Genomic DNA, 25,204 nt, shown 5'->3' with positions numbered 1-25,204 from the left:
ACATACCGCGGAAGAAGGTCATAATCCATTTATAATCATTACCAGATAAACAACGGTACCAGCCAAATTGGCGAGATGTAATAAGGGTCGTAGTAGGGTTCGTAGTACTCGATGGTTTCTTCTTCAACAATGGTAGTGGTGGTAGTGCCGCCGCCGTAATTGTTGTTATTGTTATTCTGTTTTTGCTCTTCCTCCATCAGTTTAATCATCAGCTCCGATCCCTGGTTTATCATATCTACCATGGCATCTTCACCAACATCTTCGGGCTTTATGGCGGTGTTGCAAATTTCTTCTATTTCGCCCCAGGCGGTGTCGGCCATCAAATCATTTTGCCAGCCCGATACGCTGGTATCAAACCTGTTTTCGTTGATGAACGACATAAACACAATTTCGGCCGGATCGGCCTTTTTAAACATGGCTACGGCAATGCGCAAATCATCAAAACGCTCATTGTCGGTAAAGTTGAACCAGTCATCGTCGGTATCAAAGTCGAAATAGCTGCTAAAGGCAAATTCGCCTTTTTCCAGGTCGACAAACGAAAAAACGTTATAAACTTTCAGGTATTCGCTATAGCGCTTCATGAAGGTGTCAAATACGCCGCGGCCTTTTGAGCTCAGCTTATAAACCGAGCCCGAGCTGATAATGTAGCCATTGGCAACAAGCTCATGAAACAGCGGCTGCAGTACGGCATCGTCGCCATAAGCACTGCTGCTAAACTGGTGGTTGCCATTTATCATTTCGTTTAAAACGATAATTGCTTTAAACGTTTTTTTATTATCGTCAGATAAAAGGGTATTTTTTCTTAATTGGATAGCCATATCTATTATTGGTAATGTAAGCCCCCTCTAAATCTTCCGCGGTAGGGGAGACTTCAGGATTGCCCGGAATTCAAGCTAATTAAAATGTAAAACTAATTTGAAAAATGAGATTATCGCCTGCGGCCAAAACCACCACGGCTACGACCGAACCCGGACCTGCTGCCCGAACTTCTGCCGCTGCCAAAGCTGCTGCCCGAACTGCTGCTGCCAAAACCACCACTCCTTACCCTGCTGCCCGAGCTGCGGTTGCTGAATGATCTTTGCGACCTGGTTGGCTGGCTCAAACTGCTCCGGTTGCTGCTCCTCGACGACATGTAAGACGAGGTAGTTGGCCTGAATGTAGTATAGGTACGCGTGCGGGTATAATAATGCGGATAATATCCATAATGGTACATCGGTACATAGTAGCTGTGCGGGCGCAAAAAGTAGCTTAATATCAAAAAGTCGGTTAAGCCAAATGACGAGTGATAATAGTTGTTATACCCCACGTAAGTTGGGTTACCCTGGATATCCAGGTTGGCGGTACTATTATTGCCGGTAGGCTGAATATTAACACTGGCCACCGTTACCGATTGCGAATTGCTAACATCGTCAATAATGTTCAGCTTGTTGTTATCGGCCTCCTGTACCTTCAGGTAATCAATGTTGCCGTCCTTATCCAGGTCCAGATTGTTGATCTGGTTGGCGGGGTTGTTAATGGCTTTTTCAAGAGTTTGCGGGTCGGTACTGTTTTTTACAAACTGGGCAAGCTTATTTACGTCAAAACCGGCAGTAGTATTGTTTTCGATAGTAACGTTGTTTTGCTGCGGCGGGTTTTGGCTGCAGGCCGAAAGACTAACCACTAAACCTGTAAGCGCTATGAATATTTTTTTCATGATGATTTTATGGGTTGTTTGCCGGCATGGCGGTTTCTGGTTTGGGTTACGCCGGCTGGCTTTTTTTGTATTTGTTTTTTATTTAGATGCAAGATGTAATACGATGTTACAAATTTTTTTGAATAGCGTCAAGAATTAAGTGTCGGGATTAAAGGCTATGGTAACACCTAATGATAAAATTTACGAATTATAAAGGGGAAATGACGTTGGAAAATAAAAGACTGTCAATACTGAATTGTAAAATTTCAAGAAACTTTAAAGGTAGAATGATATACTAAAGAGCGTTGTCATGCTGAGCCCCGTCGAAGCATAGCGGGCAAAGGCCTCTCCGCGCGACCCTTCGACAGGCTCAGGGTGACAGGCCTGCGCACCTCGAAAGTACAACATGTCATGAGTAGGCACGAAGGATCTATTCGCAGACTTTTCTATCGGTGATGTACAACTGATAGATCCTTCGTGCCTCTGGACTTCCTATGCCCTGCAGCCGCACAAGCCCACCATTGTTTTGGACGTTTTCGCCCGAAGCTCCCTCTGCTGACACTTTGAGTAAAACGAGATACTTTCGAGAAAACAAAGAAATAGCGCGTCGCATAGAGGGGCAAAAGAAACAAAAAACGATCTCAACCCTCTTTCCGGCGCAGCCGGAGAGAGGGTGGTCGGGCGTAGCCTCGACCGGGTGAGTCTTCGCCGGCGTTCAAAGCCAATGTTAAGGTAAAACCAACTACTCCATCGGGTAACACCACCCGCTTCCCCCTCCACCAATTTGCCATTCCATCAAATATTAACTATTTTACCAACGCAGTTACCTAATGGTTGCACCTTAAAAAACATTGCCTGTGTTAAAATATTACCGCCTTATTGCTACCTTATTCCTGTTATTTACGGGGCCGGCATTTGCCCAGGTAACCGATTTTAACAGCATTCCTAAAAGCAATTCAGACAAGCTGTTGAAAAACGGTAAGCCTGCCGATCTCGGCCACAGCCATTTTCCTTTGCTCAAGGAATACCGCGATATGCACATTTTTACCATCAACGATTCTGTTTTTGGCGCGGTGCCCTTCAGGTTGTTTATCCCCCAAACGTATGACCCATCGGTGGCAACGCCGCTGGTTTTATTGCTGCACGGGGCTGTCGGGGCATCTCATTTTAGCGACGCCATGGGACAGCACAAGGCCACCGAGGCCGACGACGATCCCTTTATTGGCCATTTGTGTAAAACAGGCAACATCATTATTATGCCTTACGGCGATGCAACCAAAAAGTTTAGCTGGGTGGTTAACCAATGGAGGCCCGGGGATAATCTCACTTTTAAAACACTGCTCAATATCATCAATGAAGTTAAACGATCTGTAAATATCGACGATGATAAGGTTTTTGCAATGGGGCATTCTGATGGGTCCGACGGGACATTTGCGTTAGATGTGTATAATCCCACGCCGTTTGCGGGCTTTTTGTGCTATAATTCTATGCTGACCAATATTTTTGCCAATGATATTTACCTGCCCAATGCTGGCAACCGGCCGCTGTATGCCGTTCATTCTGATCAAGACGATATACGGCCCATTGAACAGGCAAGGGCAATTATTAAAGTGCTCGATTCGTTAAGGGTAAACGTTAAATATAAGGAATACTATGGTTACCAGCACTTTGATAAACACCTGGACCTGGACTATCCCAACGCCCTCGAGTTTATAAAAAGCACCGGGCGGAACCCATACCCCCATACCGTGTTCTGGGAAACCGGCAGCCATATCTTTAATAGCTGCGATTGGCTCGTCATCAATAATTGGGACCTTGCCTTACCTACAGCCGGGTGGCACAAATCCTATTTTGTAAACAGTTACAATAAAATCAACAAGACCTGGTACAACAGAAACAATTACGATTATAACCCCAGTGCCGCTATAAAAGGGGCTTACAATAACAACGTATTTGAAATTTACACCTCGCGGGTAACCGCTTTTGAAGTTTTAATAAGCCCGCAAATGGTTGATATAACCAAAGAAGTAAAAATAATAGTAAACGGAAAAACAGCTTTTACCGGCAAAGTAAAGGCTGATGACAATTTTTTCAAAAAGCAATTTGCTAAAACACACGACAGGAAGGCGGTTTGGGTTGCTGCGGTACCGGTGAAAGTGGTAAATTAAGTATTGTTCCTGTTTCCAAAATCGCTTTTTTTCAATTCCCTCCCTCGGGAGCTACTGTGTCTACACATCTTTTGGAAACGTACCAATAATAAAAAAAGTCATTTCGAACGAACCGGGGAGGGCTTTGAGTGTTGGCGTGAGGAGAAATCCTATACGTCATGCTTGCAAACTTGCGTGGTTGAAAGCATGACGTATAGGATTTCTCCTCGTACCTCGTTCGAAATGACATTTTCTTTTGTTTTAATGATGTGTACACACAGTAGCCCCCGGCAGGGGCGCAATGGAAATGCGGGCAAAGGCAGGGAGGGGTTTAATGAACTTTTTATTTTTAGGGAGAACGATTTAGCAAAAGGCTTTCTCCGCAATCTGTGTCCTCACAGATCGCTCCCCTTTTCCTTTGTTGCTGTTGTCTCCATCGATTTCGACTATAAAAAAAAGCCGCGGACACGTGCGATTCCTTCCCTTGGGAAGGGAAGGTAGGGGTTAATTGAACTATGCAGGCAATAATGATTATGGCGTAACACCGCCGATAGAAGCGGTGTCGGGCTATACGCTTATACGGCCTCAGGCATTAGGCGCGAGGCCGGTATTCGCTGCTATCCCTTTCGCGGAAGAATACGGAAAATTTAAGCGATGCCATTGTTGGAGGTGGCAACACAACAAAGTGCGGACAGCCTATACTCGTTAATTATCACGTAGGCTGAAGTTTAACGAAGATCCGCAGCCTGATACAGTAAAGAATAAATCAATTATTTTTCGACTTCTAACCTATAATTCAACAACTTGATTATCCTATGAGGAAGTTTCCTGATCTCCCGTTCATCTATCTCATGTGTATTTGGTAGAACCAGATGATATCCATGGTATCGATTCTGATGCTCGACATTTTCGTACTCGTACCTAATATAAGCGCCATTTTCAGGATCGTAATTCACCAGTAAAGGTCTTTGCCGGGCATCTCCAATAGCTTTCTTAAGTAATTCAGCTAGCCTTGGTTTGCCACCAATGCCTCCCAGTATAGGCGACTTCCCCCCAATATAATCTGGATGCCCCTCAGTATGTCGGTTATCACTATAGTTATAACTTCTTTCGGGAATATTTGCATATATCCATTTCTCGAGTTCTATGAAATTGTTGACCTTGCTGATGTTTATCATTTGCGGTTGCCCACCAAGCTCTCCTCTAATAACCGATAGATGGTCAAAGTCAGGAAAAGAGTTTCCAATATCAATAATTAATAGCTTGTCTCTACCTTGTTGAATGTTCATGGCTATTCTTTCGGCCGTCTCTTTCAGGACATCTGGGCAACTATCCGATACAAGTTTAGTATCAGGGGAAAAGTGCCTATAGAATTTTTTCCACTCAGATGTTTCGTGTAATTGCTTATCTCGCCAGTTTTGAACACTCAGTTCTTGAAGTACCAGTGTGATAGCTTCAGCAGATGAATAGGTTCCAATGAATTCCTCAAACTGGCTTAGTGCTTCCAAATTAGCGACAAATTGCGTAGCGTTACTTTCTTCAATGGATAAAACTGCGCCCCTTTCGCAGTCAGCTCTGTCGAGCAGATAAGTAACCTGTCCAACCAGTTCTTCATATTCTGTTGGTGATGTGACTATCCTCTCTGGAAATTCAGTAAAATGAATGTAGAAATAAATTGTATCCAAGGTTTTTGTAGGTTAAATTAAAGCTCGCAAATCTTTTCCGGCCTGATCGAAAAAAGTATTTGGTCGATTTTTTAAACGCCCCCGTTCATCAATTAATACCTCTGTTGCGACTGTTCTATGTTCAGCTTCGTTTCGTTCGAATGAATAGACTTTAATATTTTCTTTATTTATGCCTGCTTGTTGTTGTTCATAATTTTTAGACTGTACCAAAATACCATTAATGATATGGTCAGAATGTGTTTCAACAATTAACTGTATACCCGCTTGCGCAGCCAAACACATCAATTCTGCCATTTTTCCTTGGCCATATGGGTGTAAATGTGCTTCTGGGTTTTCAAGTAAGAGTATCGCCCCCGGTTCAGACGATAATATTCCAACAATTATGGGAAGTGCATAGGACAATCCAAAACCCACGTTATTAGCTGCAAACGCCTCTGTTTCCCCATACCTTTCATTATCAAAGCTGTACCGCACCTCATATCCATCCCCTACAGGCGTAGGCTTTAGATTTACCCCATTGCTAATCTCCCGCTCCCAGGCATTGGCCTGCGAAAGTAAATAAGGATCATCCTCATCTAAGTGCCGCATCAATTGATTGACTTTCAATTCCTTGCCAAATGAATACAGATACTGGGCTGTAAGTTCTCCTTTTCCTTCGTTGATAGACAGTTGTTTTTGCACCTCTACAGCATAGTTGTCGGTCATATAAGATGCGCCGCGTGCGGCGCTAATGAATTGAAAATTATTGTTAAATAGCGAAAGCTTTTCAAATCCATCCGATTCTCGTTCGGTATTTAACCTGCTTAAAAAAGTAGATTCTTTTGAAATATCGAATGCCCAATTGTAAGATTTATTTTCATCCCATATTTTGATGGCCAACTGATCGGCATCTTCACCTTCGGGATAAAGATAAGCGACATCTTTAGTCTTTCCTATAAAGCATAAAGGCGAATTTAGATCCAAAATAGACCCAAGCCGACTTTTCATATGTGTTTGGCGTAACGTTAACAGGCTTTGGATAAGTGATGATTTACCAACACCATTTTGCCCGGTAAGCACAGTTAGATTAGCCAATGCTATTTCAGTATACTTATGTGATTTGAAATTTTTGATTTCAAGTTTTCTAATCATTTTGTATCGTCTCTTTTACTATTTTTTCGATATCGCTAAAGCGCTGTTCTACTGTTTCCCGTTGGGCGGTACCTTGAGTAATCGAGCGCAAAAATTTACCATCTTTCGTATTGTGCAACCCGATAAGTTTCTTTTTAAATATGCCTTTATTTTTGACTATGATTTCTAAATCCCGATCAGATAGCTTGCCAAAGCTAACGCTTAAAACTTCAAATAATGCCTTGTTTATGGGTTTTCGATTATCGTTTGAATGGAAACGCTTCCTAAACGCGTCATCACCAAATATACTATATGCAGCTACCATTGCCTTTTTAAAGTCAGCTTTGAGTTTATCGATTTCAGCTGTATTTAGCTCTTTTACTCGCGCCATGCCTTTATTTAAGAAAGTATCCAGATCTGGCTCATATTTTGTAAAATGAATCAGGTAAAAAGCGACAAACCTTGTGGCGAAATCGCGGTCTTCCATTCTTGACGAACCAATACGGTTATCAGTTGCTTTTCGGAATGCCATACCCTCAGCTGTTGCCTTTAATTCAGTGAGAGTGTTATCGATATTTTTTCTTATTCTAATAACCTTATCTTTGTTTAAATCGTCGTTCCCTCTAACCAGATCAGCAACGAGTTCAGAGGGCTTTCCTTGGTTTATGGCGTGACGGATTTCCTGTGGGCTTAATACAAGTCCCCCTTGGTTAATCCTTTTGAAAATATTATATTTTACTTCTGAAGGAGTAACCTTTTCAATTACGTATAAAGTAATTTCGAAGCGAGAAATTCTTTTTTGAAGGGCAATAGGTAAATCTTTGAAGTATTTGCCATTGAATTCTTTCAAAAATTCGAGTTTAGATAAGCTAAGGTCACCATCGATAACAAAACTTTTGATTGTACTCACCCTTTGCAGCCCGTCAACAACCTCCCAGTCATTGTTTTCTTTTTCACTAAAATAAAAAGCCGGTATAGGCAGGTTCAACAAGAGTGATTCGATAAAGCGACTTTTTTTTTGATTGTCCCAAAGTCCCGGTAATCGTTGAAAGTCGGTGTCTAAATCAATTACTTCATCTCTTAGATCAGAAACAATCTGTCCTATGGAATAAGGTTTGGTAATGACTTTTATATTATTGGGATTAAATGGAACTTCAATAACGACATCGTCGTTTCCCGTTTCAAGTTCAATTTCATCAGTATCTTTGACTGCCATAGAATCGGATTTGGCCATGCTTACATTAAATGTTCTATTGCTAATTAATATGGTTATGTAGCAAATCTAATCATTTTAGCTTACAGAATTAAACGTAAAAAAGTTTGCAGGCAACCTCCATTTAGTGCGGGTGTCTCCTTTTAGCGCAAGGTTGTGCGGCTGCCCAAGGGCAAGATCATTTGTGGCTTTATCAACGAAACATTTCATTAGCATATCTTGACCATTACCCAAAACCTATCGCGGTATCACCACCGTATTCGACCAGATCAGATTATTCTCGCCGGTTTCAGCGAATTTTTTTGTGGCATCAAATGTTGCAAGCTGTTGTTTATTTACAAATTTGAAAAAGCCTACGCCAACTTTAAAAGACGTATTTGCACTCATTTTAGTTTTATTGTACACCAATGTAATGGCATAAGTTGTTGATTTGTGCGGGGGAACAAAACTCACTATAGTGCCATCCGAGCTGCAGCCATTTTTCCAGATGCGCATTTTGATGTTATCTGTTTTAAATATGTCGGCCCAGGCACATGATTTGTTCAGGTATTTTAAGGTGTCGTTCGAGTTGTTGGTCACCTTTAGCACGCAGTCGAGATAAACTACCTTTGTTGGAAAAGCCGGGTCGTTGCTGGCACTTACCGGTTTTTTCATTTGGTTTTGGGCAATGGTTACCACATAGCTTTTTCGGTCGTCGGCTGTTAACGCGCCGTTAGATTGCTGTTTTGTTTTTGGCTTATGCGCTTTTGTGTACGCTGTACCGGTTAGCCAACTGGTAAATACTATGGCAAAGAGTAGGAGGAATGCGAATTTTTTCAATTTGATAAGGGTTCAATTTAAGTGCGCCAAGTTACGATTTTTCCGTCCCCGCGGGGTCTCTCGTAGAGGACCCAGCGGGGACGGGAGTTAGTCGTAATTCCAAAGCCGCGTTTATGCGAGATGATTGGGTACCTAAGGGTCCTCTACGAGAGACCCTTAGGGGACAGAAGGATTTGTTTACCAATAAATACCTTGATGCCGCATCGCCAGGGGTATCCTCCGTCCCCGCGGGGTCTCTCGTAGAGGACCCAGCGGTTGTACAAAGTTAGTCGTAATTCCAAAGCCGCGTTTATGCGAGGGGATTGGGTACCTAAGGGTCCTCTACGAGAGACCCTTAGGGGACAGAAGGATTTGTTTACCAATACCTTGATGCCGCATCGCCAGGGGTATCCTCCGTCCCCGCGGGGTCTCTCGTAGAGGACCCAGCGGTTGTACAAAGTTAGTCGTAATTCCAAAGCCGCGTTTATGCGAGATGATTGGGTACCTCAGGGTCCTCTCGAGAGACCCTGAGGGGACATTAAGTGGACAGCTCGAATCCCTCGCAATGCACAATCGTTTTCCGTCCCCGCGGGGTCTCTCGTAGAGGACCCAGCGGTTGTACAAAGTTAGTCGTAATTCAAAAGCCGCGTTTATGCGAGGGGATTGGGTACCTCAGGGTCCTCTCGAGAGACCCTGAGGGGACATTAAGTGGACAGCTCGAATCCATCCCAATGCACAATCGTTTTAGCAACCCCCAATGCCCCGCAATAGGGATGGAAATGGATACCGGCCCGGTGCCTAAGGCCCTGTGCGCGTATGAATGTACAGCCCGGGCCGCAGGCATTGCCATGAAGTAGAGTCAAGAGCTAAGAATCAAGAAGTAAGAATCAAGAATTAAGCATCAAACGATACCATGTTTTTATGGCTGATGCTGGTTAAATAATAGGGGTGCCGAAGTGACTTGCATTATTTAACACAAGGCACAAATATTTGGATGCACCTAAATTTCGCTATCAATTTTGTGTTAACCATGATAAAATATAAAGTATTGATTGTTAAATGTTTATGGAAAATATATTTGAAATGTGTTAAGTTATGTTAACCATGTTTAGATGCGTTTCCCGATATCTGCATGCCGGTTTACAAGCCGCCTTGTCCATGATATAATTGCAGAGGCTTGTCTAATTGAAGTTTGATAACGGTTATGTAGGGGTCTTTATATTTGTCGGGTACGTTGATGAAAACAAGGCCGGGGACCGGGCTCCAGGAAATTTTACCTACAACTTTGGGCTGTAAATGAGCGGTTGTGCCCACTACCTGTATATCTTTAATGGTGTTTTTCAAGCCTTTCAGCATAATGTTTCCGGTGGTTTGTCCCGGTAAAAAAAGATAGATGGTTGTTGAGTCTTTTGATAGGGTGGTAGGCCCGTAAAAATGGCCCTGGGGTAAACCGGGTAGTGTTCCAAAAATGGCTTCTCCATTTTTTTTGTTCCAGGCGCCAAGCTCTTTTAAAATATTTACCTGTTCGGCGGGTATGGTTCCATCTGCCTTGGGGCCGATATCTAATAAAAGATTGCCGCCGTTACTAACCGCATCTACAAAAATGCTGATGACTTCAAAAGGCGTTTTATAATTAGTATCGTCGGGATGGTAACCCCAGTTGTTGTTGGTTGTCATACACAATTCCCACCAATTAAAGTTAGGGCGGCTAACCGGGAAGTTTTGCTCGGGTGTTTCGTAATCGCCATAACCTTGCAGCCGGCCGTTAATGATAGCCGGCGGGTTGAGGTTTAAAATTTGTTTCCTCACTTTTTCTGCCTGCCATTCGGCAGCGCTGTGTTCCCAGTCGCCATCAAACCACCACAAGTCGGGTTTATACGCTTTATTCACCTCATCAATTTGCGCTTGAAAAAAATGCTGAAAGCGTTGCCAGCGCTCAGGCTCATCGGCAACTTTATACCGGCTGCTGTCTTTTAAAAAATCGGGATAATCTGCATGGCTCCAATCTATCAAGGAAAAGTAGGCACCGCGTTTAATCCCTTCTTTATCCAAAGCATCATAAAAAGGTTTTAACACATCCCTTTTTGCAGGGGAATTATCTACCACGTTGAAATGATGTTGCTTGGTGGGCCATAGGGCAAAGCCATCATGATGCTTGGTAGTGATAACTGCGTAGCGAGCCCCGCTTTGCTTAATTAAACCGGCCCATTCCGCCGGGTTATACCGGGATGCAGTGAAGCCTTTTAACTGCTCCATATAGCTTTTATAACTTATTTTTTTGTTATGAAAGCTCCAGCTTTCATCAACGCCATTTACCGAGTAAATGCCCCAATGAATGAAAATGCCAAGTTTTGCATCGGCAAACCATTGCATTTTTTTCCGGATAGAATCGGGTGCGGTTTTTTGCTGAGCGCAAACGGTTAAGGAATACGAAAAGAAACAGGCAACAATTACAATGCGCAGTGAAAGGTGTTTATGCATAAACAAATTTGAAAAATAAATTTATAATAACTGGCTTGACCCCACTTGAAACCGGTGATAACCCTATCCCGATAAACACGTTGCATCCGGTCATCACAAAGGTAAACAAACCGCTAATTGAGTTTTAGTTATTGAAATCATTTTATTGGGTGTTAATATCAAATATCCGTCATTGCGGGTAAGAAGCAATCCCCTACATGCTAAGTCCCACTTAGTTCGGAGATTATTAATGTTGTGTTTTGTTTTTATTGGTATTAATGAGCGCCCTGCGGTCGGTTATCTTCGTACCTCGCAATGAAGGTAGTTTAGAACACTCGTTTAACTATATCCGTTGCGGTGGTTTGGTGTTAGGTAAGCTTTTAAAATTTACGATAAACATTAAAATACCAACCTGTAATCCTATTTTAGGGTTTATAATCGTTACCTCTACCCAACACCTACCTACCATGCTCAAAAACTACTTCAAAACCACGTTGCGATACCTGTGGAAGAACAAGGTTTTCTCCCTCATCAACATCATCGGCCTGGCTACAGGTATTTGCGTTTGTTTTTTCGCGTTGTTGTATGTTCATTTTGAATTAAACCGCGATAGTTATAATCAAAAGGCCGATAACATCTACCGCCTGGTAACCGATGTAAAAACATCTGCAGGCATTAATTACGAAAGCTCATCGACCCCCATGGGGCCGGCTATGAAAGCCGCCTTCCCCGAGGTAAGAGATATGGCCAGGGTGTTTATGGACGATATGATCCTGCAAAGCAACCCCGACAACGCGGTGAAGGAAGAAGTAGCCTACGCCGATTCGTCGGCCTTTAAAATATTTTCCTGGCCGCTGCTGCGGGGCGATATTAGCCACCTGTTTAACGCCCCCTGCGATGTGGTACTATCCCAAACCGCCGCCAAAAAGTACTTCGGCAACGCCGACCCTATGGGCCAAACCATGCTCATCAATGGCAAAGCTAAATGCCGGGTAACCGGCATTATGAAGGATATTCCGTATAACTCGCACCTGCGGGTAGATGTTCTTTTTTCTATCTCGACCCTGGTTGATGAAAACTGGAATCACTGGACCCGTTTTGGCTTTTACACCTATCTTTTATTACAGCCCGGCGCATCGTCGGCGGCTTTGCAGGCCAAGTTCCCTGCCATGGTAAAAGCCAATATGGATCAAGCCGATTTTAAGTACCAGCTATCTATCGAGCCATTGAAAAAGGTTTATTTGTATGGTAAACCACGCGGGCACCGTACAGGCACATCGGCCAGCGGCAGCATTACCAATGTGTACATCATATCTATCATAGCGCTGCTGGTGCTGTTTATCGCCTGTTTTAATTTTATTAACCTCACTACCGCGTTCTCGTTACAAAGGGCCAAAGAAATTGGCGTGCGTAAAGTGCTTGGCGCATCAAAATACCAGCTGATGCTGCAATTTTTTATGGATGCGGTAATACTTTGTTTAATTGCATTTATCATAGCCCTGCTGTTTGCATCGCTGTTATTGCCCTTATTTAACCAGCTAACAGGCACTATTATAGCCGATGGTATTTTTCGTCATGCGCAGCATGTATTATGGCTGCTGGCGCTGGCTGTTGGGGTAGGCATATTATCCGGCGCGTACCCTGCTTTGTTTTTATCGGGTTTTAAACCCATCAGCAGCCTTAAAGGCAAAACGGGCTCGTCGGGTACGGGGCTTATGTTGCGGCGGTCGTTGGTGGTGGCGCAGTTTTGTATTTCCATATTCCTCATCCTGGCTACTACCATTGTGTATATGCAGCTTAACTTTATGCAAAACCAGCAGCTGGGTTTTCAAAAAGATCATAAACTGGTGATTGATTACCAGTTTAGCAACAGCATCAACCAGCATACCGATGGGATAAGGCAGCAACTGGCAGTAATCCCAGGCGTTGGTATGGTTAGCCTGTCGTCGTCTATTCCCGGCACGTCAAATAATCAGTTTAATACCATGATTGAGAACAGCAAAGGCGAAAAGCAACAGCAAAGGCCCGATGTTTATTTTATTGACGATGTATTCCTGAAACAATACCATATCGACCTGATTGCCGGGCGCGGGTTTCAAAAAAACTTAGCCCTCGATTCTATGAAAGCCATGCTCATTAACCAGGCCATGTTAAAAAGCCTGGGCTTCAAAAAACCGGAGGATGCCATTGGTAAACATTTTAAACAGCTAAACCACACCGGCGAGATTGTTGGCGTAATCAAAGATTTTCATAATCATTCCTTTTTAGAAACCGTGCAGCCGCTAACGGTGCGGGTTGATTCAAGCCATTTAACCAATATCACTATCGATATCACATCCACAGATGTACGGTCGACAGTGCATCAACTGGAAGCCACCTGGAAAAAAATACTGCCCGATGTGCCGCTGGTATACTTTTTTGCGGATGAAGCCTACAACCAGCAGTACATAGCCCAGGAACGTTTTGGCAAACTGTTCATCTGCTTTGCCGTTGTGGCCATCGTTATCTCCTGCCTTGGGCTGTTAGGCCTGTCGGCTTATAACATAGCCCAGCGTAAAAAAGAGATCAGCGTACGCAAGGTATTAGGCGCTTCGGTTATAAACATTACCCTGCTTTTATCGCATGATTTTATCCGGCTTATTTTAATTGCCCTGCTTATAGCATCGCCCATATCCTGGCTATTGATGCACAACTGGCTCAATAATTTTGCCTACCGCATCAATATCCCGGTGTGGGTGTTTGTTTCATCGGGACTGACAGCTATGTTTATAGCGTTGGTTACTATTAGTTTTCAGTCTGTTAAAGCAGCTATCGCCAATCCGGTAAGGAATTTGAAGGCAGAGTAGGAGTGCAGTATGGGCATTTCCCCGCCGGTAGAGGCGGGGCCGCGCTTTTCGTTCATACGCGCACAAAGCCTTAGCCACGGGCCGGTATCCACTGCAATCGCTAATGCGGGGAAGGGGGGAGAAGACAAAAGGCTTGCAAAGTTTCTAAAACTTCGCAAGCTTCACATATCATTAGCCCGCCTGCATCAAAACCTCTTTGGTAAATCATTTCAGCCCTTTGGCGCGATTATCATGGATCACTCTGTAAAGTTTTTAAGGCTACCCAAAATAGCTAATCAATTTTTATACTGTCAAGCGCCTGCTCCATAGCGTGTTCCTTCACGCCGGGAACTTTTAATCCTTCGGCACGGAACACCGTCAGGTCTGTCATCCCTAAAAAGCCAAGGAATGCTTTTAAGTAGGGAGCAACAAAGTCGTTGGCTTTGCCCGGTCCTTCTGAATAAACACCTCCGGAAGACATGGCCACATAAACTTTTTTCCCGGTTACCATTCCGATAGGGCCATTTTCTCAATACCCAAAAGTAACACCGGGCCTGGTGACATGATCAATCCRGGCCTTTAGGGCCGAGTGGATGGTGAAGTTAATTAGCGGGGCGCCAATAACAATGATATCTGCAGCAAATAATTGTTTAACCAGCTCATCAGACAGGCTGATGGATGCTTTGTCTTCTGACGTCAACTGATCTTTTGGAATAAAAAATGTACGAAGCTCGGCAGCATTTAGGTGCGGAATCCCGATCTCTGCCAGGTTTAATTCTTCCAGGGTACTGCCCGGATATTTGTCCTGAATTTTGCCGACGATGGCGTTACCCAGCTTAATACTATACGATGATGCACCCTGGATGCTTGACTTTAAATGAAGGACATGTTTCATAATAAATTTGCTTTTGTATTTATGCGGAAAGGCTTCTTCCCTCCCGAATTATCGAAAGCAAAACTATGGTTACCAGGTGGTAAAAAGTGAGTAGTTACCCAAAGGTAAGCGGTTACATCCAGGTAAGTGATTACCTTTGTATCTATGAAAGTAATTAAAAATGAGATCATTCCGGGCAAGGCAGCATGCGCACACTCGCTTAAAAATGTGCTCGACGCGCTATACGTTTTGAATGGAAAATGGAAGCTGCCCTTGATACTTTCCCTGGTACAATCGCCCAAGCGTTTTAAAGAAATTCAGCACGAAATTACCGGCATATCCTCCAAAGTATTAGCCAATGAACTAAAAGACCTGGAGCTGAATGATTTCATCACACGTAACGTATACCCCAGCACCCCGGTAAGCATTATTTATGAAGCAACCGCGTACAGCCGTACTTTAAAAAACGTTTTAGCCGAGCTAAGCGCCTGGGGCGAACAACACCGCGAAAAAGTAAAGCAAAGCATGCGGAAACAAACCGTGCTGCAAAAACAATCACTTATAAATTGAGTGGCAATTAAACTAACTTTTGTGCCTGGCGGATGCTCTCAACAGGATCCTATTGCGTAAGCCGGTGGCCAATAATGAGCGCACGCTAAATCAATCCTTCCGCGCCGGGCCTTGGCACCTGCCCGTTACTTTTCCGGTACGCCAGTGGCGATACCCCTATTTGCCGTTTAAAGCGGCGGTTAAAGTACGATATATTGTTAAAGCCGCTCTCAAAGCATACCTGCAGCACGCTAAACTCTTTTTGTTGCAGCAGGCGGCAGGCATAACCAATGCGCAGGTCGTTCACAAACTCGGATAGTGTTTTGCGGGTATGCTGCTTAAAATACCTGCAAAATGCTTCTACAGATAGGTTGGCCATTTCGGCCATTACATCAAGCGGGATATCGTTTTTAAAATTATCAAGCAGGTAATGGTAAATGCGGTTCATGCGGGCAGTATCCTTTTGCACGCTGGCCGTTAGTTGTTTTTGGGCAGATAGTACCTCATAATGGGTGGTTTTAGCAAGCAGGGCCAATACGCCTATCAGGCCGGCCACAGCTTCATCTTCATCGGCATCTACCATTAGCTTAATTTTTTCGGCGGCTCGTGCGCGTACCGGCTCGTTAAATGCCAGGCCATACCGGGCGCGCTCAAAAAGGGCTTTTATCTGCCCAAATTGCGGTTTATCAAAAAAACCATCGCCAAGGCAGTTTTCGCCAAACTGGATAACTACCTGGTGCACCTCCCTGTCGGTAGGCATGTGTTTATTATAAAAGGTATGGGGCAGGTCGGGGCCGAAAAAGCATAGATCGCCGGCAAAAAAATCATCAATATGGTCGCCAACGTAACGGGTGCCGCTGCTTTTCATCACCAGTATAATTTCATATTCGGGGTGTATATGCAGCGGGTAATCATTGTACGGAAAGCGCTCCTCCTTCACCACAAAAAGCCGGTCGCCGGGAATTATTTTTTCTTCAAAAAACTTCATATGGTCAATGTGGTGTTAGTATTAGGCAATGGAGTAGTAGATATTATAGTGTATTGCACTCATTTTTGAACTCTGTTAACACAAACATCTATAAAATTACTATTTAAAACCCTATGCGCTTAAACAAAAGCCTGTTAAATGTTATCATACTACCTTTTTTTTTACTGCCACTTACGGCTGTTTGCCAGCAAACCCATATCGTAATTAACGCCAAACACGTGCTTAACCGCATCCCGGGTCATTTGTACGGGGCTTGTATTGAGGATGTAAACCACGAGATATACGGAGGATTGTACAACCAGCGCATATTTGGCGAAAGCTTTGAAGAACCTACAGCCGGCCCGGTAATTAACGGCTGGAAAGCCTTTGGCGGCAACTGGCAGCCCACAGCTGATGCCGTAAGCGTTAAAGCCGGCGAAGGTTACAAATTGGTGCGCCAACAAACACCGGGCGCAAACTACACCGCCGAAGTGATGCTGAAATTTGGCAGCCGTAATGATAACGCCGGTGTGCTTGTAAACCTAAACAATACCGGTAACGGCGCCGATAGCTTTGATGGATACGAGATCAGCCTCGACCCCAATAAACAGGTGCTGTTTTTTGGCAAACATCAAAACAACTGGACGCCTATTCGTGAGGTAAAGGTTTCTGTAGATTTTAAAGATTGGATAAAACTTAAGGTAGATGTTGCCGGGAACGTGTTTAAAGTTTACCTGAACAATAGCGCCCAACCGGTTGCCACCCTTACCGACGAGCGGAATACGTTGCCGCCGGGCACCATCGCCCTGCGTACCTACAATGCCGATGTGGAGTTTAAAAACCTTAGTATAAAAACCATGGGTATTACCACTTTAGAAAAATTTGTAGCTAAACCCTTACCCAGCATAAGTGGTGCCTGGGATGCCATTAACACAACCGGCACAGGTGGTTTTTTACTGGATGATAAGGATGCTTACAATGGCCGGCAATCGCAGGTTGTTATTCATAATGGGGATAAGGGAGTTATCGGCGTTGCCAATAGCGGCCTTAACCGCTGGGGTATAGCTGTGCGTAAAGGCAACAGCTACACCGGCAATATTTATTTAAAAGGAACAGGCCTTGCCGGCGGCGTAACCCTGGCCTTACAAAGTGCCGATGGTAAAAAGGTTTATGCCACACAGTTGGTAAAAAAGGTATCGGCAAACTGGGCGGTATACCCTATCATGTTAAAGGCCACACAGACTGATGCCAAAGCGAGCTTTGTTTTAACTATTAGCAGCAAAGGCAAGCTTTGGGCCGACCATGCCACGCTGATGTGCAAACAGGAACAATTTAAAAACCTGCCCCTCCGCGGCGATATTGGCAAGGCCATGCAGCGCGAAGGCCTTAGCTTTTTAAGGTACGGCGGCACTATGGTAAACGCCGAAGGTTACCGATGGAAAAAAATGATAGGCCCGCGCGCTAAACGGCCGCCATATACAGGGTATTGGTATTCATACTCCACCAATGGTTTTGGCATCGAGGATTTTCTGCAGTTTTGCGAGGCTGCTGGGTTTGAGGCCGCGTTTGCCATCAATATTGAGGAAACGCCGCAGGATATGGCCGATATGGTAGAATATTTAAAAGGTAGCACCGCAACCAAATGGGGCAGGCAACGTGCTGCCAATGGGCACCCCGCCCCATACAAAGTAAAATATATTGAAATTGGCAACGAAGAGGTTATTTTTCATGGCGATGTAACAGCTGAATACGACCATTATACCGAACGCTTTAACCTCCTGCAAAGCGCCATGCACGCCAAAGACACTACTATTAAATTCATCTGCTCTGCATGGTGGCGGCCTGCATCGCCCAATATGGCGCGGGTTTTTAAAGCAATAAACGGCAAGGCCGATTACTGGGACCTGCATACCGATGCCGACGATGCAAACTCCGGCCGGAAGGTGGATAGCTCGCTAACCCAGATGAGGGCCTTGTTCCGCTCCTGGGACGCAAACACCCGCTTAAAGTGCACTATATTTGAAGAGAACGGCAATCATCATGACCTGGCCAGGGCTTTGGGCCATGCAGGCACGCTGAACGCCGTACGTCGCCATGGCGATTTTGTTTTAACATCCTGCGCGGCAAATGCATTACAGGCCCTGGGCCAAAATGATAACGGCTGGGACCAGGGGCAGGTGTTTTTTACGCCATCGCAGGTTTGGGGAATGCCTCCTTTTTATGCACAACAAATGGCATCGGCAGCACATTTGCCTTTAAATATCGAGGCTAATGCAACCGGGGTTATAGATGTTAGCGCCACCCGTAGCGAAGATGGTAAAACGATAGCCATACATATTGTAAACCCGGCGGCAAATGCATGCCAGGGCAGCATCAGCCTGAAGGGGATGGATAAAGATTTAAAAGAGGCTGTGGTAACCCAACTGGCAGGCAAGTTAACAGATATTAATACGCCCGGGCAACCGGCGCACATCAGCCCAAAAACAACTAAGATAAATGTTAACAGGGATGGTTTTAATTACACCATCCCGGCATCATCATACACCATTATCCGCCTGTATCAAAAATAACAGCTATGAATATAATTACTTCTGCAAAAAAAGTACTAACCGGTTCTGCAATATTAGCCCTGTGCGGTATTACCGCGCAGGCACAGCGCGTAACGCCGGTAACTTTAAAAAACGTTACTATTAACGATGCCTTTTGGTCGCCAAAGTTAAAAACGATACATACCGTTACCGTGTACGATGTACTGGACAAGCTTGAGGGAAAATACGAGCCCGACCGGGAAGACCTGATTAACGAAAAAGCAAAGATGAAACGCACCCGCAATGCGTTTTTAAATTTTGACAGGGTTGCGCAGGGAAAGGTAAATACGGGCGAAAGTGACGGCCCGCCATGGTATGATGGCCTGGTTTATGAATCCATCCGCGGCGCTGCCGACCTGTTGGTGGCCCAGCCCGATAAAAAGCTGGAACAAAAACTGGATGCCTATATTGACAGGATAGCCGCCGCGCAGGCAGCTGACCCCGACGGTTATATTGATACCTACACCACCCTGAACCGCCCAACCCAACGCTGGGGTACTAACGGTGGCGACGACCGCTGGCAACACGACCTTTACAATGCCGGCATGCTGGTTGAAGCTGGCTTACATTACTACAACGCCACCGGCAAAACAAAACTGCTGCAAGTTGGCGTTAAAATGGCCAATTACATGTGCAGGGTAATGGGCGATGCCCCAAAACTGAACCTGATACCCGGCCATGCAGGCCCCGAAGAAGCATTTTTTAAGCTTTACCTGCTGTTTAAAAACAAGCCGGCCCTGGCACAAAACATAAAGGCGCCGGTAACGCCCGATGCTTATATGCATTTGGCTAAATACTGGATAGAACACCGCGGCCTGCCCGCCGATGCCGATGGCTCGCGCGCAAGGCAGGCCTACGGCAGCTATAACCAGGATGATAAGCCTGTTTTTGAGCAGCAGACCATTGAGGGGCATGCCGTACGCGCTACCTTGCTGGGCACGGCGGTGGCTGCTATTGGCGCTTATGATAACAACCCGCGGTACATTGCCACCGCCAACCACTATTGGGATAACATGGCCGGCAAACGCACTTTTATAACAGGCGGGCAGGGTGCCATTGCCGACGATGAAAAATTTGGCAAGGATTACCAGTTGCCCCAGTCGGCCTACCTGGAAACCTGCGCCTCTATCGCCTCGGCTTTTTTTAGCGAACGCATGAACGAACTGCAGGCCAACGGTAAATACATGGATGAATTTGAACGCTCGCTTTACAATAATATCCTGTCGGGCATATCGCTTGATGGCAGCCATTACCATTATGAAAACCCGTTAATGGCTACCGACCATACCCGCTGGGTTTGGCACGGCTGCCCATGTTGCCCGCCCATGATATTGAAAATGGCAGGTGCGCTGCCTGGATACATTTACGCTACCGACGACAAACATGGCATTTATGTAAACCTGTTTATAGCAAGTACCGCCCATACGGGCTATGGGAAAAACCGGGTATACATTAGCCAAACTACAACTTACCCATTGCAGGGTAACATACAAATACAGGTGAACCCGGTTACTGCCGGTAGTTTTGCGGTTCGCGTCAGGATACCCGGATGGGCTATGGGTAAAGAGAATCCGTATGATTTGTATAGTTCCAAATCGCCGGGCAAGGTAACACTTGCTGTAAATGGTAAAACTGTCCCTTTAAGCATTGATAAAGGTTACGCCGTTATTGACCGTAAATGGCAAAGGGGCGATAAAATTAGTTTAGTTATCCCGATGCAGCCTCGATTGGTAACACCTAACAGCCAGGTGGCGGAATTGCATAACAAAATGGCCGTAGCCGCCGGCCCACTAATTTACGCTTTTGAAAGTGACGACAACGCCAATTTAAAAGGAAGCACGCTTGCCGCTGATGCCCAAATTAAACTGCAATACCAACCCGCTTTGCTTAATGGTGTAAACGTTTTGCAGGCTACCATACCAGGCAGCCAACAGCCGCTTACAGGTGTACCGTTTTACTCGGTAGGTAACCGTGGTAAATCAACCTACCAGGTTTGGGTTGACCGGGCGGAGTGAGGTGCTAATCCCACCTGTTTGCCATGGACTAAGAAAAGCGGAAATTGACGTTATCTGAATATTATAGGCTATAAAAGCAAAAACGGGCTGTCCCTTGGGGCGGCCCGTTTTATAAAACCAGGTTAACCGGCGTTTATACCAATTGCATTAAAGCTTCTTTGCTGAAACCTTTTAACTCTTCGGTGCGGTTATCGCGGATTTTTTGAGCCCAGTGTGGGTCGGCCAATAGGGGGCGGCCAACGGCTACCAGGTCAAAATCGCCACGGTCCATACGGCGCAGCAATTCATCTAACGAGCTTGGGTTTGAGCTTGCGCCACCAAAGGCAGCCAAAAACTCACCATCTAAACCAACAGAACCAACGGTAATGGTTGCTTTGCCCGTTACTTTTTTGGCCCAGCCGGCAAAGTTAAGGTCGGATCCTTCAAAATCGGTTTCCCAGAAACGGCGTTGCGAGCAATGGAAAATATCCACACCTGCATCGGCCATGGGGTTTAACCATGCTTCTAATTCCTGTGGGGTTTTGGCAAGCAGGTTGTTATAGTCGGCAGGTTTCCATTGCGACAGGCGGATGATGATAGCAAAATCATCGCCAACCTTTTTCCTTACTTCTTTAATTACTTCAACTGCAAAACGGCTGCGCTCGGGCAGGGTTTTACCGCCATAAATGTCGGTGCGAGTGTTGGTGCCGTCCCAAAAAAACTGGTCAATGAGGTAGCCGTGTGCGCCATGAATTTCAACACAGTCAAAGCCTAATCTTTTGGCATCAGCGGCAGCGCGGCCAAATGCGGCAATGGTATCGGCAATATCAGCATCGGCCATGCTGTTGCCATTGGTGTTCCCCGGCCTGTTTAAGCCCGACGGCCCTTCAAATGGCTGCGACGGTACCCAGCCAGAGTGGTGGTTATCCATAATGCCCATATGCCAGATTTGCGGGCCCATAGCGCCGCCAGCGGCATGCACACCGTTAATTACATTTTGCCAGCCGGCCAAAGCTTCGGTACCATAAAAGTGGGGGATGTTGGCATCGTTTGATGACGATACACGGTTTATAACCGTACCTTCTGATAAAATTAAACCCACTTCACCTTCAGCGCGTTTACGGTAATAACCTGCAACATCGGCAGTTGGTATACCATTTGGCGAAAATGAACGCGTCATGGGCGCCATTACAATGCGGTTTTTGATATTTAACGATTTCAGGCTAAATGGCCTGAACAAGGTGTTATTAGTGCTCATGTTATAGTTTGTGTTTTATAAATGCTTAATTATAATTCCGATTGTACCAGTTTACTTAAGGCGGCAAAGGCTTCTTCATTGCGTTTGTAGTAAGTCCACTGCCCAACGCGGGTAGCGGTAACAAGCCCGGTGCGCTGCATTAATGCCAGGTACTCTGATACGGTAGATTGTGTAAGCCCGGCCTTAGCCTGAATTTGGCCTACGCAAACGCCATTGGTAAACCCATATTCCTGCTGGGAAGGAAAATTAAGCTCGGGCTCTTTAAGCCATTGCAAAATTTGCAGCCGGGTTTTGTTTGATAGCGCCTTAAATATCTCTAACTGATCCATAGCACAAAGATATATCGACTTTTCCCGATATGCCAATTAATAGTGGAGAGATGACATTGGGTTGATAGTTAATGTCATTAACATTCTGTGCGTTTTTTCTATTTTATAAAATTTTATTCTGTTTATTTTTATATTTCAGAATTAAATTTTAATATTTGAATATAAAATCCATCTACACCAAATAATTAGTATGAATACACTTTGCAAATTATCCGCTTTAATTTTACTATTATTAACAACATTAACCGGTTATGCCCAAAACAACACAAAAGAAAACATTGCCAAAGTTGAAAACGGTTTGTTTGCGCCTATACAAATAGAGGGCGAAAAAAACTGGAATATATTGGATAGGATGGCCTTTTATAAAACGCCGGGGTTAAGCATAGCGGTTATTCAAAACTATCGCCTGGTTTGGGCAAAGGGGTATGGCTTCGCCAACGATAGTTCAAAAACGCCGGTTACCACGCAAACGCTTTTCCAGGCTGGTTCCATAAGTAAATCGTTAAACGCTGTTGCTGTACTTAAACTGGCTGAGGAAAAGAAAATCGATTTATATGCCGATATCAATGTCTATCTAAAAAGCTGGAAGTTTCCATATGATAGCTTATCTAAAGGAAAAAAGATCACGATGGCAAACCTGTTGAGCCATACCGGTGGGATAAACCTGCAAGGCTTTGGCGGTTACCAGCCAGGCAAGCCGCTGCCAACCATAGTGCAGGTTTTAAATGGCGAAAAGCCGGCCAACAGCCGCCATATACGTTCTGCTTTTGAACCCGGATTGCGACCTGAATATTCAGGCGGCGGGGTCATCATTTCGCAGCAAATTGTAATGGATATTACCGGGCAGGATTATGCGGGTTATATGCAACGAGCAGTGCTAAAACAATTGGGCATGAATAAGAGCACCTTCAGCCAGCCTCCGGCCGGAGTTAATGAGGCCATGCTGGCCACCGGTTATAGTATAACCGGCAACCCTATACCCGGCGAGCACCGTATTTACCCGGAACAAGCCGCCGCCGGCTTGTGGACAAACCCTACCGACCTGGCTAAATTTGTTATCGGGCTCCAATTGGCTTATGAGGGTAAATCGGCTAAAGTTTTAACAAAGCAAAGCGCCGGGCTGATGTTTACACCGTACCAAAATAAAATGGGAATAGCACTTGGCACTTTTATAAATGTATTGGATAGCACAAAATATTTCACCCATCCGGGATCGACTGTAGGTTTCCAGAGTATTTATTATGGCAGCCTGCAAGGCGGCAATGGCGTAGTAGTTATGCTTAACAGCGGCAGCCAGCAATTGGCAACCGAAGTGGTAAACAGTGTGGCAAAGGTTTATGAGTTTAAGGATCTGTACCATCCAAATATCAAAAAACGGATTTCTACACCCCCTGCCGATGTATTACAAACCTATACAGGACAATTTCAGCCGGCACCCAACAGGGTTTTAACAATTTTATTTGAAGAAGGGCGCATGTACGTAAGGATGCAAGGCGAAATGAAGCGTGAACTATTTGCCGAAGCACCAAACAAATTCTTCCTGCGCGACCTGCCTTATGAGCTTGAATTTTTAAAGGATACCGGCGGGACCATTAATTTGGTGTTGTATGCCGATGGTCAGAAAGTACAAACTAAACGGGTGAAATAATATGGAAAGGCAAGGAATCGGGTTAAAACCGAGCATGGATGGTTTGATTTACCACGCCATTTTATTCCTTCTTATAATGAGTATTACATCGTGTTTAAGCAACAACCATATTTATTTGACCAGCACCGATGGCGCATATCAATATAAAAACAGTGCGGTAGTCAATATTTATAAATGAAATTCATATCACCCGTTTTAAATGTTTAGCCCCTTATCGCGCAGATTTTGCATTCGCGTTTAGGACAAAAGTGGATACCGGCCCTGCGCGGGGTTGAAAGATAAAAAGTAAATACCATAGCGATGGTTTATTGCTTCAATTGAAAGTGAGGTTTATCAACCGGCGCAACCGGTGGTTTCCAATCGCCACCCCAGGTAATTGCAATCTCCAAGGTTTCCGCAACTTTTTTAATGTGGTTAGCAATAGTTACAAGTGTTGCTCCTGCTCCGAAATCAATTTTACCATTAATATAGGGGTACAGATCAACTGCGTGCCCGTAACCATCTGCTTTTTTTTGATGATTTGATTTATGCACCACGCCGTCGGCATTTGTATTTGTATCACCAAACGGTTTACCCGGTAAAGGACCTGTATTGGGGTTTATAACTGTACGCCCCCATGTGTAATATTTTTGCTGTGTAGCCAATGATCTAACGCCTTCATTGATAGAAAAATCTATTGGGCTATTGGTAATAGCGGTGGTTAAAACCTTAACTAAATCAGGATGTACCCCTACCAGGGCTTTTTGGCTCGCTGCACCGAATGAATAACTTTTTGTTGGTTCCATTACTTTGTTGGTTTATTTACTTCTTTGAAATGAATTTTACTTACGGTGGCGGTGTTTCCGGTCGCTGTGCGGCTAAATCAATGTTAATTGTCGCAATTTCCCGCCGATAATCGTTTTGTAGTCTTAAATAAGGTGACTTTTATTCAAACTGGCTAATAGTCAGTATGTTGTAACCTTCGGTCGATGTCGCCACAGTAGCCGTGCACGTTCGGGTATATTTATGCCCGGAAAATGAATATTGAGTTTTAGAAACACCTGTGAGTGAGATTACAAATGAGGTCATCTTTGATAAAGTATTGGTT

18 protein-coding genes and 1 pseudogene are annotated in these 25,204 nt (G+C 44.7%); 7 read left to right on the top strand and 12 right to left on the bottom strand.

The features are described from left to right. Positions 1 to 38: 38 nt before the first annotated feature. Positions 39 to 818 carry a hypothetical protein gene (locus tag AC1DV1_RS15085; protein ID WP_477360570.1) on the bottom strand — a complete coding sequence of 260 codons (780 nt, stop codon included), beginning with the start codon at positions 816 to 818 and terminating at the stop codon, positions 39 to 41. Between the two features lie 110 nt (positions 819 to 928). Then, on the bottom strand, positions 929 to 1,693 hold the full coding sequence (locus AC1DV1_RS15080) for a putative periplasmic lipoprotein (RefSeq protein ID WP_477360568.1): 765 nt from the start codon (positions 1,691 to 1,693) through the stop codon (positions 929 to 931). 836 nt (positions 1,694 to 2,529) lie between these two features. Between AC1DV1_RS15080 and AC1DV1_RS15075 the strand changes: the two genes are divergently transcribed. Beyond that, on the top strand, positions 2,530 to 3,840 hold the full coding sequence (locus tag AC1DV1_RS15075; RefSeq protein WP_477360566.1) for a hypothetical protein: 1,311 nt from the start codon (positions 2,530 to 2,532) through the stop codon (positions 3,838 to 3,840). 749 nt (positions 3,841 to 4,589) lie between these two features. Here the strand turns inward: AC1DV1_RS15075 and AC1DV1_RS15070 are convergent. The 4 genes from AC1DV1_RS15070 to AC1DV1_RS15055 form a co-directional block, all read right to left on the bottom strand. After that, the gene (locus AC1DV1_RS15070) at positions 4,590 to 5,504 is read right to left on the bottom strand and encodes a hypothetical protein (protein WP_477360564.1); all 915 of its coding nucleotides are present in this window, start codon (positions 5,502 to 5,504) and stop codon (positions 4,590 to 4,592) included. 12 nt (positions 5,505 to 5,516) lie between these two features. After that, positions 5,517 to 6,635: a DUF3696 domain-containing protein gene (locus AC1DV1_RS15065; protein WP_477360562.1), complete on the bottom strand. Its 1,119-nt coding sequence runs from the start codon at positions 6,633 to 6,635 to the stop codon at positions 5,517 to 5,519. Further along, on the bottom strand, positions 6,628 to 7,848 hold the full coding sequence (locus AC1DV1_RS15060; RefSeq protein ID WP_477360560.1) for a GmrSD restriction endonuclease domain-containing protein: 1,221 nt from the start codon (positions 7,846 to 7,848) through the stop codon (positions 6,628 to 6,630). Before AC1DV1_RS15060 ends, AC1DV1_RS15065 begins: the two co-directional genes overlap by 8 nt. Positions 7,849 to 8,064: 216 nt before the next feature. After that, complete coding sequence (locus AC1DV1_RS15055; protein ID WP_477360558.1) at positions 8,065 to 8,646, bottom strand: hypothetical protein; 582 nt, start codon at positions 8,644 to 8,646, stop codon at positions 8,065 to 8,067. Between the two features lie 710 nt (positions 8,647 to 9,356). Between AC1DV1_RS15055 and AC1DV1_RS15050 the strand changes: the two genes are divergently transcribed. Beyond that, the gene (locus AC1DV1_RS15050) at positions 9,357 to 9,482 is read left to right on the top strand and encodes a hypothetical protein (RefSeq protein ID WP_477360556.1); all 126 of its coding nucleotides are present in this window, start codon (positions 9,357 to 9,359) and stop codon (positions 9,480 to 9,482) included. Between the two features lie 283 nt (positions 9,483 to 9,765). Here AC1DV1_RS15050 and AC1DV1_RS15045 read toward each other — a convergent pair whose 3' ends face one another. Then, positions 9,766 to 11,106 carry an alpha-L-fucosidase gene (locus AC1DV1_RS15045; protein ID WP_477360554.1) on the bottom strand — a complete coding sequence of 447 codons (1,341 nt, stop codon included), beginning with the start codon at positions 11,104 to 11,106 and terminating at the stop codon, positions 9,766 to 9,768. A gap of 446 nt (positions 11,107 to 11,552) precedes the next feature. On the opposite strand from AC1DV1_RS15045, the gene AC1DV1_RS15040 reads away from it, so the two are divergent. Beyond that, the gene (locus tag AC1DV1_RS15040) at positions 11,553 to 13,931 is read left to right on the top strand and encodes an ABC transporter permease (protein ID WP_477360552.1); all 2,379 of its coding nucleotides are present in this window, start codon (positions 11,553 to 11,555) and stop codon (positions 13,929 to 13,931) included. 271 nt (positions 13,932 to 14,202) lie between these two features. Here the strand turns inward: AC1DV1_RS15040 and AC1DV1_RS15035 are convergent. Beyond that, a pseudogene (locus AC1DV1_RS15035) lies at positions 14,203 to 14,805 on the bottom strand (FMN-dependent NADH-azoreductase). A 144-nt stretch (positions 14,806 to 14,949) separates the two neighbouring features. On the opposite strand from AC1DV1_RS15035, the gene AC1DV1_RS15030 reads away from it, so the two are divergent. Further along, the gene (locus tag AC1DV1_RS15030) at positions 14,950 to 15,354 is read left to right on the top strand and encodes a winged helix-turn-helix transcriptional regulator (RefSeq protein ID WP_477360550.1); all 405 of its coding nucleotides are present in this window, start codon (positions 14,950 to 14,952) and stop codon (positions 15,352 to 15,354) included. An 85-nt stretch (positions 15,355 to 15,439) separates the two neighbouring features. On the opposite strand, the gene AC1DV1_RS15025 is transcribed toward AC1DV1_RS15030, so the two are convergent. Then, positions 15,440 to 16,321 (bottom strand): AraC family transcriptional regulator, encoded by an 882-nt coding sequence (locus AC1DV1_RS15025; RefSeq protein ID WP_477360548.1) that lies wholly within the window; start codon positions 16,319 to 16,321, stop codon positions 15,440 to 15,442. 113 nt (positions 16,322 to 16,434) lie between these two features. Here AC1DV1_RS15025 and AC1DV1_RS15020 point away from each other — a divergent pair, with 113 nt between their 5' ends. Continuing rightward, a complete protein-coding gene (locus tag AC1DV1_RS15020; RefSeq protein WP_477360546.1) occupies positions 16,435 to 18,870 on the top strand; it encodes a 3-keto-alpha-glucoside-1,2-lyase-like domain-containing protein in 2,436 nt (811 codons plus the stop codon). A gap of 5 nt (positions 18,871 to 18,875) precedes the next feature. Beyond that, the gene (locus AC1DV1_RS15015) at positions 18,876 to 20,903 is read left to right on the top strand and encodes a glycoside hydrolase family 127 protein (protein ID WP_477360544.1); all 2,028 of its coding nucleotides are present in this window, start codon (positions 18,876 to 18,878) and stop codon (positions 20,901 to 20,903) included. A 133-nt stretch (positions 20,904 to 21,036) separates the two neighbouring features. Here AC1DV1_RS15015 and AC1DV1_RS15010 read toward each other — a convergent pair whose 3' ends face one another. Then, positions 21,037 to 22,140 carry an NADH:flavin oxidoreductase gene (locus tag AC1DV1_RS15010; RefSeq protein ID WP_477360542.1) on the bottom strand — a complete coding sequence of 368 codons (1,104 nt, stop codon included), beginning with the start codon at positions 22,138 to 22,140 and terminating at the stop codon, positions 21,037 to 21,039. A 29-nt stretch (positions 22,141 to 22,169) separates the two neighbouring features. After that, a complete protein-coding gene (locus AC1DV1_RS15005) occupies positions 22,170 to 22,469 on the bottom strand; it encodes an ArsR/SmtB family transcription factor (RefSeq protein ID WP_477360540.1) in 300 nt (99 codons plus the stop codon). Between the two features lie 190 nt (positions 22,470 to 22,659). On the opposite strand from AC1DV1_RS15005, the gene AC1DV1_RS15000 reads away from it, so the two are divergent. Then, positions 22,660 to 24,117 (top strand): serine hydrolase domain-containing protein, encoded by a 1,458-nt coding sequence (locus AC1DV1_RS15000; protein ID WP_477360538.1) that lies wholly within the window; start codon positions 22,660 to 22,662, stop codon positions 24,115 to 24,117. 305 nt (positions 24,118 to 24,422) lie between these two features. Here the strand turns inward: AC1DV1_RS15000 and AC1DV1_RS14995 are convergent, their stop codons facing one another. Further along, positions 24,423 to 24,902 carry a M15 family metallopeptidase gene (locus AC1DV1_RS14995; RefSeq protein WP_477360536.1) on the bottom strand — a complete coding sequence of 160 codons (480 nt, stop codon included), beginning with the start codon at positions 24,900 to 24,902 and terminating at the stop codon, positions 24,423 to 24,425. Between the last annotated feature and the right edge of the window lie 302 nt (positions 24,903 to 25,204).

This window comes from Mucilaginibacter sp. P4_D1 (assembly GCF_056401935.1).
This window is presented reverse-complemented; position numbering and strand designations above follow the sequence as displayed.